The following is a 10,316-nucleotide window of genomic DNA, read 5'->3' on the forward strand; positions in this document are numbered from 1 at the left end:
GCGCTGGTAGTAGCTGCACAACCAGCACGCGCCCCACCCCACCTCAACCAGGCGGACTACGCCGCGCGTTGTCGTCAGGGCGAAGGGAAGGCGGGCTGTGGCCAAGCGGACGAACGGCTCCGAGAAGAACCGCAAGGAGCCGGTGTCCGGCGTCGCGCGCCGGCTGTGGGCGTTCTCCGGCAACGAATGTGCCTGGGGCGACCCGCACTGTTCAACGCGGCTGGTCACGGATGAAGGCGCCTGGGTCGGCAAGATCGCCCACATCGTCGGAGCCGAGCCCGGCAGCGCCCGGCACGACGCCTGGGACGGCAACGACGTCGAACAGCTGCGGGACTTCGACAACCTGATGCTGCTGTGCGGGGTGCATCACGACCTGATCGACAGCAGTGTCACCCGGTACGACTACACCGTCGAGTACCTTCGGGCAGTCAAACAGAAGCATGAGGCCAAGTACCGGTACACGGTCGAGGACATCGAGGCCGAGTTCCGCGACACGGTCAACGGCTCCCTGGTCCGGCCCGCCACCACCATGCGCCGCTTCTTCGCCTGGGAGGAAGCCGACCAGGATCCCGATGACGAACAGGCCATCCTCGAACTGATCAACCGCTTCGCGGGGCGTGTCGGCGGCCTCACGCGGATGGCCCGACAAGTCCTCGCCCTCGTGGTGCACGAGGAAACCACGGACTTCGAACTGGTGCTGAGGCGCTTCTCGGCGGACCGTACGACGCTGCTCAGCGTCGTACGCGAGCTCCAGAAGGCCGAGATGGTCTACCTCCACGACGAGGAGTACGACGAGGACCGCGGACAACTGTCCCTGCTCTCCGGTGCTCTGGAGGGCGTCCCCGAGATGTGGGACGAGCTTCGGAGCTTCTGTCGCGACGAGGACATCGAATTGAAGGAGGTCCTGGTGGACCTCGACTTCTCCCGCCTGGACTGAGCAGCAGGCGGCCTGCATGGCCTGCGCCCGGAGAAGCGGCGGCCCGCGGACCCCTACGACACGGAGGACGTCGCCACCGCCCACGCGGACGCGGCCGGCGCCAACCGATGGAAGACCGAGGCACTGGACCTTGCTGATCGCAGGCCTACGCCGCACCGTCATCCCGCGGTACGCCAACCGACCTGCGATCAGCAAGATCGCCACCAGCCAGGAGCGACGACCCCGCGTTCCCCCTTCCTGCCGTCTCCGCCTCGAACTGCTCGCTCCGGGGGTGGAAAAGACCGCCGCGCGATGTCACACGGGCCGTGCCTCGCACCCATGTATGGGTGTCACTTTCGCGATCCAAGGAGAAGAGAAGCGTTGGCCCGTACCGTGCCCTCGGCACCCCCGCGACGGAATCAGCGGACAACACAAGAGGAGAAACCCGCACCAAAGAGCGAGAATCACGTGGACACCCCAAGAGCCGTCTCCAGCGACCATGAGGGCCCGTCACCTTCCAGGATCTCCCGGTCCGGCCGTGCCGCCTTCCTCGCGAGCATCCGGGCCCGAGCTACCTCGCACCTGGAGGAGGCACACTGGCCCGCCCAACTGGCCGCCGATCTGGACGCCCTCAAGGCCGATTGGCGGGAATCGGCCGAAGTCTGCGCAGATGTCGCATGGGCTGCACGAGCTGCCGGCCACAGTGTTCTCGACCTGGTACCTCCTGAGCAGGCCGCCACCGGAGACCACCATTCGAGAGCCGCCCGCAGCTACCGCCATCTGTACTTCAGCGCCTTGAGATACGACTTCCGCTGCCCCACCCTCCAGGCACTCGTCGAACGGCTCCCCCCTACCACTCGCATGGGGCTGGACTGCTACAGCCGGGCCCTTCACGCCTTCGCACTCCTGGGGCAGTCCGACCCCGCAGGCATCACCGTCATGGACGAGGTCCTTGACCAGGCGGAGGACCACATCAAGACCCTGCACGTGCTCCTTCACGGCTTGTGGCTCGGACACAACCTCCCCAGGCGAGCCGAGCGCATTCTCTGGCTTGCCGCCCGTCCGCCGTTCGCTGGACGTACGGACCCGATCGTGCTCTTCCGGGAGGCCAGCGCACTGCGCCAACTCGGCCGGTACAACGACGGCCTGGCGGTCATCGACCGCGCCTTGGACCTGCTACCTCCAGGCGACGTATCGGTCCACGCCGATCTGGTTCGCGAGCGTTCGCTCATCGCCGCCGCCAGCGACACGTACCGGCATGCACGCGGCGGTGACGGAGCACCGAACTGTCTGCGCCAGCCCTAACCGCGCCGCGCTTCCGCCGTACTGTCGGCCGCGCTGCCCTTCTTCGGCTCGGGCGCGCCGCCATCCCGCATGTACCGCCGCGCGCTGGCCGCCGGGCCGCCACACGGCGCGGGATGCGGTCGGAGGCCGCTTCCGGGGCAGGGCCGCCGTTGTGCTGCACCGGCCCGGCCCGGGCGGAACCGCCTCCGTGCCGGCCCGCGCGGCGCCAGCCCTGCGGCGGCTACGCCGCTGTCCGCTCCTGGGTCACAGACCCGGCCAGCAGCGGATGGAACTGGCAGGCCGCTGACGCCGGCAGCTCCAGCGCCAGCACGTCCAAGACCCCGACCTCCGACCAAGTGCGCAACCTTCATCGCGCCAGCACCGAGTCGGACCCGGCCTGCAAGATCGACGCCTCCGTCGGCGAAACGTCTCCCTGCACAGGTCGTTGAGGTATTGGAGGGCCAAGGCCGACATCTCGCCACCGACCGCCCCGGCCCCGATGTCGATGACCTCGATGCCGGTACGCCCTCCGCCCCGCCATCGCCTTCGCCGGCGGTGGAGGTACATCCCCGCCACGCGCCGGCACGCCGCCGCGATCCACAACCAGGACGACACGTGACCAAGCCCCCGCTCCCCGCCGCCCAGTTCCTGGACTGGCCCCGCATCCCCGTCGACACCACCGAGAACAGCACCCACTATGGGCTGACCAACATCGGCCGCCGCGTCGCCACCATCTGGGTCAAGGGCCCCGACGGCCCGTACTACCACCCCGAACAGACGATGGCCGAGACGATCAGCGGCGCCGTCGGCACGGCGCTCCTCCACCTCATGGAACTCGGTCTTATCGACGCCGACACTGCCCGTCTCGACGCCGCCCCCGGTATCCCCTGGGGCCTCGACCACTGCCGCCCCGACGTCATCCAGCCTCCGCACACCGGCGACACCCCGAGGAACGCTAACGCCTGACACCTTCCCCGCCCCGGTACGCTGGGTGCTGCATCACCTCATCGCCCCCGAGGGGTCCTCCGAACCCGCACCAGACGATGAGGAAGCATGCTGCTCGACACCACCCCCCAAGCCGCCCTCGAACAGCAGACCACCGCGGAGAACGACCTCCTGGACTTCGCCCAGGGGCCACGGAACGGCGACGACGAGTCCGCCGGGGACGAGCTGCTGCGGGTGTTCGCCGCCGCATCGGAAGGCTTCACCGCAGCGCTCGCGCAGTACAAGGCCGATGCCGCCGGGACCGCGTGGCTGAGGAGCCGGCGGTACACCTTCGCTCACGGCTGGGAGCATCGTGCGGACCACCAGGCGGGCACCAGAGGGCATCGGCTGGTGCTCGCCTGGCGGGACGCCCGTGACGGGCTCTGGCGCTGCGCCGAACCGGAGCAGTCCGAGGAACTTCGCCGGTTCCTGAGGCAGTTGGACCACGAACTCGCCCGGTACACGGCCCACGACGCTCGCGAAGCGGGGCACGATGAACTCGCCGGGTGGCTGGACGGCCGCGCCCAAGGGGCCATGCACTGAACGCTCAGGACCGGCACCCCCGGGCCGCACCACCCCGTAGCTACGCCTGCAGCGACACATGCCCCAATGATCATGAGGGTCGGGTCGGTCGTCGCAGGTCATTGGCGCTTCACACGCGTAGGCCCCTGAGTATCGTCGCTCGGGGGCTTCACGTGGTGCCGGGGCGCGGGTCAGGCGATGTGGCCAGCGCGCTTGAGGAATCTGAGGAGGGTGTGGCCGAAGTCGTCGTACTCGAAGGTCTCGATGTCGACCTCGGCGAAGAACTGCTCGATGGCGGTGCTGAGAACTTCCACGACCTGGCCGTCGCCCGGGCCGGGGAGTAGCTCGCCGTCCATGGCGGCGGGCTTCCACTCGTCGGACAGGTCGACGTGGCTCTCGCAGCCGTTGCAGAGGGTGGGGAAGTCGACGCCTTACGCCTTGGCAGCTTCCTGGATGGCGGTCGGATCGGTGACGCCGTCGGGCAGGTCGACGTTGAGGGCGGCGGTGGCCGGGGCCTGGAACAGGATGCGGCGCATGCTCATGCTGTGTCCCTGGTGGTGGGTCAGGAATTGCGGGTGTGTTGGTAGACGTCGGTGGCGGTGTGCCCCCTTCCCGGGAGCCGCGGGCCCGAAGTCCCCGTGTCCGTTGTGCACGATCCAACCGCAGCAGCTCGACGTGGAGGGCGAACCGCTATGTGGTCGGCGGTGAAGGCCGACGCGAGGCTGTGGAGCTAACCTCGCGCTTTCATGAAGCGGGCCGTCCGACGGGTGGTCAAGTAAGCGAAAAGTGCCTCTGACCAGCAAGAATGAGGATTGTCGAGGTCCTTGTTCCTGCTCCAGCCGGAGGCACTTCTCAGGTGAAGGTGCGACACGAGGTCGCGTGTGTTGAGTGGGCTGCATTGGAGAGGGGGTCGGCGATGGCGTCGGCAACAGAGTAGCCCCGGGTCAGTGTCCGTTGACCTGTCCCCACCTGGACATGCGTCGCTGGTAACGGCGGGGTGTGAAGCTCCGGGGAGAAGCCCAAGTGCCCTCGTTCCACCCGAGGGCAACAGGCGAGGGGAAGACCGGACGGGTGAACAACCGTGAACCCTCGATGACGTCTCGTGAGAGAAAGCCCCGCCGGTGGGAAGCGGCAGCGGGGTGCAGGGCAGGCCGCTGGAACGCGGCAGGCGCCGAGCGGTCGCTTCACGCCGCTCGGGAGGACACCGCCGCCCCGGGATATAGAGGGCACCCAACCCCGGTCGCATCTCATGCGTGCGGAACGTGGAAACCCCGACGGAAGCCGCTCGTCCATGCCGGACGGGCGGTGGGCTGACCGTGAGGAAGGCTGATGTTCCCAGCGGGACAGGACGGCTCAGGAAGCGAAGGCCGGCATGCCGAAAGGCCGGAGGAAACCGAGGCAGTTATGGGTGGCGGCCTCTCCGTCGTCGCTTCGGCCAACTCGCCGGATACGGACCGATGTCCGAGTCTGAAAGGACGCTGACGTGAGCCGGGTGAGCCTGTGAGGAGGGACGATGACAGCAACGACAGCACCGAAGGACAAGTTGGACGCCCCGGCTCCGGCCGTGGTGAACGGACCGGAGGGCGGCTTCGTGGACTGGCCCAGCATCGACTGGGACCAGGCGGACAAAGACGTACGCCGTCTGCGCCAACGCATCTTCACGGCATCGAAGGAAGGTGACCTGGCGAAGGTCAGGAACCTGCAGAAGCTGATGCTCCGGAACCTGAGCAACACGCTGGTCAGCGTGCGGCGGGTGACGGAGATCAACGCCGGACGCAAAACGGCGGGGATCGACGATCAGGTCGTACTCACCGCCTCGGGCAAGTCGGAACTGGTGCGCTTCATCCAGCAGCGCGGCAGTAACTGGCAGGCCCGCGCGGTGCGGCGGGTGTTCATCCCGAAGGCAGGGGGACGCAAGCGGTGCCCGCTCGGCATTCCCGTCGTCATCGATAGGGCTCATCAGGCCCGTGTGTCGGCGGCGCTGGAACCTGAGTGGGAGGCCCGGTTCGAGGCGAGGTCGTACGGCTTTCGTCCGGGCCGGGGCTGCCATGACGCGATCGGGGTCATCTTCAATACGCTCAGCGGAAAGAACCCGCAGCGCGTGTGGATCCTTGACGCGGACCTGGCGGCGGCATTCGACCGCATCGACCACGACCACCTTCTGGCCGGGCTCGGTACTTTCCCCGCACGGGGAATGATCCGGCAATGGCTGAAGGCAGGGGTCGTGGAACGCGGGAGGTTCACACCGACCGAGGAGGGAACTCCCCAGGGCGGCGTGATCAGCCCCGTGCTGCTGAATATCGCACTGCATGGGATGGAGACGGCTGCGGGCGTGCGGTATCACCCTCCGGGCCGACGGGCCGGAGAAATCATGCCGAACTCCCCTGTGCTGGTCAGATACGCCGACGATCTGGTGGCGATGTGCCACAGCCGCGCTGCGGCTGAGCAGGTCAAGGCACAGCTTGCCGAGTGGCTTGCGCCCCGGGGGCTGGTTTTCAACGAGGACAAGACACGCATCGTCCACGGGGAAACCGGTTTTGACTTCCTGGGATTCAACGTGCGCCGTTACCGAAGCGGCAAGCTGCTGATTAAGCCCAGCAAAGCGGCCGTCAAGCGGATCCGGGGCAGACTGCGGGAGGAAATCCGTGCGCTTCGCGGTGCGGATCCTCTGGCGGTGCTGCGGGCGCTCAATCCGGTTATTCGCGGATGGGCAGCCTACTACCGGACGGTGGTGCCCAAAGAGGTCTTCTCCTCGCTGGATGCTTACCTGTGGCAGCTCACCTACCGGTGGGCGCTGCCCAGGCACCCGAAGAAGCCGAGGTACTGGATCATGAGCCGGTACTTTGGTCGCTTCAATCCGCACGTCAGGACAACTGGGTGTTCGGTGACCGCGACAGCGGCACCTACCTGGTTCGGTTCGCCTGGACGAAAATCATCCGGCATCAACTGGTCAAGGGCAAGGCATCCCCGGATGACCCTGCGCTGGCCGACTACTGGGCCGACCGCCGTCGCAAGGGCGCCCCGTTGCCGCTGGACCGGGCCACCATGCGTCTACTGAAGACGCAGACTGGCCGCTGCCATCGGTGCGGGCAACTGCTCCTGCACGCCGACCGGTCCCCGCAGTCCCCGAGGGAGTGGGAGCAGTGGCTCCGCACCACCCGGAAGGCGATCAAGACCCAACACATCGCCTGCCAGGGGACGAAGACGCCGGATGGAGTTCAACTCCGCCTCACCCACGCCTCATGCCGTCAACGCCCGTACATGGACGGCCGCGAGGAAACTCTGCACACCTGAGAGCCCCTGGGGCTTGCTTGAGCCGTATGCGCGGATGACGTGCACGTACGGTTCTGAGGGGGCCGGGGTCCAGCAATGGACTCCGGCTACCCGACAAGAGTATCGGGTCGTACCCGTGTGTACGCATCGAGGGCGGTGGCCGGTCGGTGGTCTCGCAGGCCGGGGGCGTGTTGCTGGTCGAGACCGTCCGCAAGGCCGGCTTGGACACCGCGATATCAGCGGCGCTGGCGCCGTGGCGGCGGCCTCGGGCGGTGCACGATCCGGGCAAGATCCTGCTGGACGTGGCTCTGGCGGTCGCGCTGGGCGGGGACTGCCTCGCGGATATCGCCATGCTGCGGGCCGAGCCGGCCGTGTTCGGGCTGGTGGCCTCCGACCCGACGGTCTCCCGCCTCATCGACACCCTCGCAGCCTCCGGGGAGAAGGCCCTGCGGGCCATCCGTGCCGCGCGGGCCGACGTCCGCCAGCAGGTCTGGCAGGTGGCTGACCGGGAAGCGCCTGATGCGGGCGGGACTGTGACCGTGGACCTCGACGGGGTGCTGGTGATCGCGCACTCGGACAAGGAAGATGCCGCACCCACGTGGAAGCGAACCTACGGTCACCACCCGCTGATGGGGTTCGTCGACCACGGACCGGGCGGCACCGGTGAACCGGTCGCGGCCCTGCTCAGGCCGGGCAACGCGGGCTCGAACACCGCAGCCGACCACATCACCGCCACCCAACTGGCCCTCGTCCAGTTGCCGAAGAAGTACCGGCGCGGGCGCCGGACCCTGATCCGCACCGACTCCGCGGGCGGCACCCACGACTTCGTCGCCTGGCTCGCCCGGCGGGGACGATGGCTGTCCTATTCGGTCGGCATGACGGTCACCGAGCAGGTCCATCAGCACGTGCTGAAGGTTCCGGCATCGGCCTGGGCACCGGCCGTCGAGACGGACGGTGAGATCCGCGACGGCGCCTGGGTCGCCGAACTCACCGGCGACGTCCTAAACGGCTGGCCGGAGGGCATGCGGCTGATCGTCAGAAAGGAAAGACCGCACCCCGGGGCCCAGTTGCGGCTCACCGATGCGGACGGCATGCGGCTGACGTGCTTCGCCACCAACACCTCGGGCCGGCCGATCGCCGAACTCGAACTCCGTCACCGACTGCGGGCCCGCGCGGAGGACCGCATCCGCGCTGCCCGGGCCACCGGCCTACGCAACCTGCCCCTGCACCACACCGCCCAGAACCGGCTCTGGCTGGAGATCGTGCAGATCGCTCTCGACCTGCTGGCCTGGATGCCGATGCTCGCACTGACCGGCAAGGCCAGGCTCTGGGAACCCCGCCGCCTGCGGCTCCGTCTGTTCACCGCTGCCGGACAACTCGTCACCACCGGCCGCCGGCGGACCCTCCGCCTGGCCCGGCACTGGCCCTGGACCGGCCACATCATCGCCGCACTCGACCAGCTCGCGCTCCTGCCGAACCCCGGCTGACCAGCAACATCCCCGTCCCTACGACAGCAGCCCGACACCGGAGCAGTGGAACCCGGCGCCTCCCCGAGACGACACTCGGGCCCTCAACCTGCCCGCCCTCAACCCACGGCACGAAAACAGTCCACCGACTCCGCCAGCGGACCGTCATGAAACTTCGAGGCTAGGCCTGCAGCGAGTTGGCTACGCCGGTTTGAAAGTTGGCGGGTAGGTTCCTGCCTTCATGCTGGCGCTTTCGGCATCGGCCTCGGCGTCGTCTTCACTGATTACCGTGTCGTCCGGAACGGTATAAATGAGCAGTCCTTCGTGGCCGTTTCCGTCGGTGTGGTCGAACTGGACTTCGCGCATGGTGCTACCTGCCAAAGTAGTGTCAGGGATGGCCGTGTGGGTGCTCCACGCGGTCCCGGGGGAGTGGTGGTGTTCGGCGCAGCACGTGGGGCGCCAGCGCACTCATTGGTGGCAGTCTGGGCAGTTATGGGTTCGCGGGCAGCCGCATCGGCCGTCGTGCGGGCGTCCGGGTGTGGTGACGTGGCGGCGGACTGCTTCGAGGTTCCGCGCGGCCGGCGCTCGCGTCTCCTCGTCCTCGCCGCGCTCTACAGCGTGGACCAGCTGCCAGGTGGAGATCGGCGCTGTCTCGGCTTCCGCGCTGGTTTGGAAGGTGTCCTCGTCGACGAACCGGGAGATGTCGTAGTCGCGGTAGTCGAAGTCCTGCACGCACACGACGTGAATCGTTCCGTCCGGCCGGAGGTATCGCCGGTAGTGGGGGTCGGGGTCGTAGTTGCCGGGTGAGGTGAGGTCGAGCGGCACGTCGGTTCCTTTGAGGTGGCGCGGCGCGCGCCGAGCCTTTCGCCGGTGCGGTGCCGGTCGGGCTTGCTGATCTCGACCAGGGCGTCTGTGACCGCCGAAGGCTCGACAGCTGTGCGGGTGGTCGCCCGATGGTGCGCGTCGCGTGTTATTTCCGGGCTGGCGTGGTGCGTTACGGGTGGGTCTCGGCTTCGGTGTCGTGGGTCTGGGGCTGTTCTTGGTGGAGGTGGTACGAGATGGTGACGCATACGATGCGGAGCGGTCGCGACAACCGCTGGGCGATCATGTGCTTTCGATCCTCGGCGTCTCCTGGGGCTGGGAAGCCGCCGAAGGAGAGGGCCCTTCGCTGCGGGGGCGGTCTGGAGGGCAGTGCCGACCGGTAGGTGCAATCAGAGATCATAAAAAAGAGTTACACAATACCCTTCCTACTCCTTGGCCTCCGTGCCGCTGCTGCGCCCCCGGTTGCGGAGGTGCGGGGTGCCGCGTCCCCGCCGGTCCGCTGCCGTACCCGCACGCGATTTCAACTGATGGGAAACCGAATGCGTTCGATTTGTGAGTCCTCCATGGGAGGCTCGCCCTCCTCTGGTTCGTGCTCCCAGAATTGAAATGGATAACGTGCTGGAGGACCGTCGGTGTGTTTAGGAGAACCGAAGATGGTTGAAGTGTAGCGGACGAACCGGTATCCATCTGCATAAGAATGCCCCATGGGCTCGCGCCCGCCGACACCGAATACTCTGGGATAGACCGATCCAGGCTCCAAGAGCAGGACAGCAGATAGCACTCTGCGGCGCATCCTGCTGTAGCTTTCCTCGCGTGACCAGTAGTCACAGAACCACTCCAGATTACATACTTTGACCACGTTACTCGTTACATAAAGAAACTCCAGGCCCGGCCCAGGGGCCCGCGTAGCACATCTCATGATCACGGAGTTCTCCTTTGAGTTGGGTTGACATTCGGGGTCAGGGTCGGTGCTTCCGCCCCCGGCCTCAGGACAACAACTCTACAGCGCTAAAAAGAGTTACGCAACCACCTTTCTCGGGTTCCCCCGT

At 67.3% G+C, this 10,316-nt stretch carries 9 protein-coding genes; 6 read left to right on the forward strand and 3 right to left on the reverse strand.

Going from position 1 to position 10,316, the window contains the following annotated elements; translation table 11 throughout:
* The first annotated feature begins 97 nt into the window (after positions 1-97).
* The 4 genes from AC13HU_RS21950 to AC13HU_RS21965 all read left to right on the forward strand — a co-directional run bounded on the left by AC13HU_RS21950 (position 98) and on the right by AC13HU_RS21965 (position 3,727).
* Complete coding sequence (locus tag AC13HU_RS21950) at positions 98-937, forward strand: HNH endonuclease (protein ID WP_483043628.1); 840 nt, start codon at positions 98-100, stop codon at positions 935-937.
* Positions 938-1,384: 447 nt separating this feature from the next.
* Positions 1,385-2,221, forward strand: coding sequence for a hypothetical protein (locus AC13HU_RS21955; protein WP_483043629.1), 837 nt, complete (start codon positions 1,385-1,387; stop codon positions 2,219-2,221).
* Between the two features lie 594 nt (positions 2,222-2,815).
* Complete coding sequence (locus tag AC13HU_RS21960) at positions 2,816-3,166, forward strand: hypothetical protein (RefSeq protein WP_483043630.1); 351 nt, start codon at positions 2,816-2,818, stop codon at positions 3,164-3,166.
* 87 nt (positions 3,167-3,253) lie between these two features.
* Complete coding sequence (locus AC13HU_RS21965) at positions 3,254-3,727, forward strand: hypothetical protein (protein ID WP_483043631.1); 474 nt, start codon at positions 3,254-3,256, stop codon at positions 3,725-3,727.
* A 170-nt stretch (positions 3,728-3,897) separates the two neighbouring features.
* On the opposite strand, the gene AC13HU_RS21970 is transcribed toward AC13HU_RS21965, so the two are convergent.
* Positions 3,898-4,062, reverse strand: coding sequence for a hypothetical protein (locus AC13HU_RS21970; protein ID WP_483043632.1), 165 nt, complete (start codon positions 4,060-4,062; stop codon positions 3,898-3,900).
* A gap of 1,157 nt (positions 4,063-5,219) precedes the next feature.
* On the opposite strand from AC13HU_RS21970, the gene ltrA reads away from it, so the two are divergent.
* Together ltrA and AC13HU_RS21980 are read left to right on the forward strand one after the other, a co-directional pair.
* On the forward strand, positions 5,220-6,764 hold the full coding sequence (gene ltrA, locus AC13HU_RS21975; RefSeq protein WP_483043633.1) for a group II intron reverse transcriptase/maturase: 1,545 nt from the start codon (positions 5,220-5,222) through the stop codon (positions 6,762-6,764).
* Between the two features lie 289 nt (positions 6,765-7,053).
* Entirely contained in the window at positions 7,054-8,466 is a 1,413-nt protein-coding gene (locus AC13HU_RS21980; RefSeq protein WP_483043636.1) for an IS1380 family transposase, read from the forward strand.
* Positions 8,467-8,646: 180 nt separating this feature from the next.
* Here the strand turns inward: AC13HU_RS21980 and AC13HU_RS21985 are convergent, their stop codons facing one another.
* Positions 8,647-8,811: a hypothetical protein gene (locus tag AC13HU_RS21985; RefSeq protein WP_483043634.1), complete on the reverse strand. Its 165-nt coding sequence runs from the start codon at positions 8,809-8,811 to the stop codon at positions 8,647-8,649.
* A gap of 102 nt (positions 8,812-8,913) precedes the next feature.
* Entirely contained in the window at positions 8,914-9,270 is a 357-nt protein-coding gene (locus AC13HU_RS21990; RefSeq protein ID WP_483043635.1) for a hypothetical protein, read from the reverse strand.
* Positions 9,271-10,316: the final 1,046 nt, after the last annotated feature.

The organism is Streptomyces sp. NH27 (assembly GCF_056859195.1).

Excerpts from the sequence above, each read along its gene's own strand:
- AC13HU_RS21965 (WP_483043631.1), top strand. The coding sequence starts at position 3,254 with ATGCTGCTCGACACCACCCCCCAAGCCGCCCTCGAACAGCAGACCACC.
- AC13HU_RS21970 (WP_483043632.1), bottom strand. The coding sequence starts at position 4,062 with ATGGACGGCGAGCTACTCCCCGGCCCGGGCGACGGCCAGGTCGTGGAA.
- ltrA (WP_483043633.1), top strand. The coding sequence starts at position 5,220 with ATGACAGCAACGACAGCACCGAAGGACAAGTTGGACGCCCCGGCTCCG.
- AC13HU_RS21985 (WP_483043634.1), bottom strand. The coding sequence starts at position 8,811 with ATGCGCGAAGTCCAGTTCGACCACACCGACGGAAACGGCCACGAAGGA.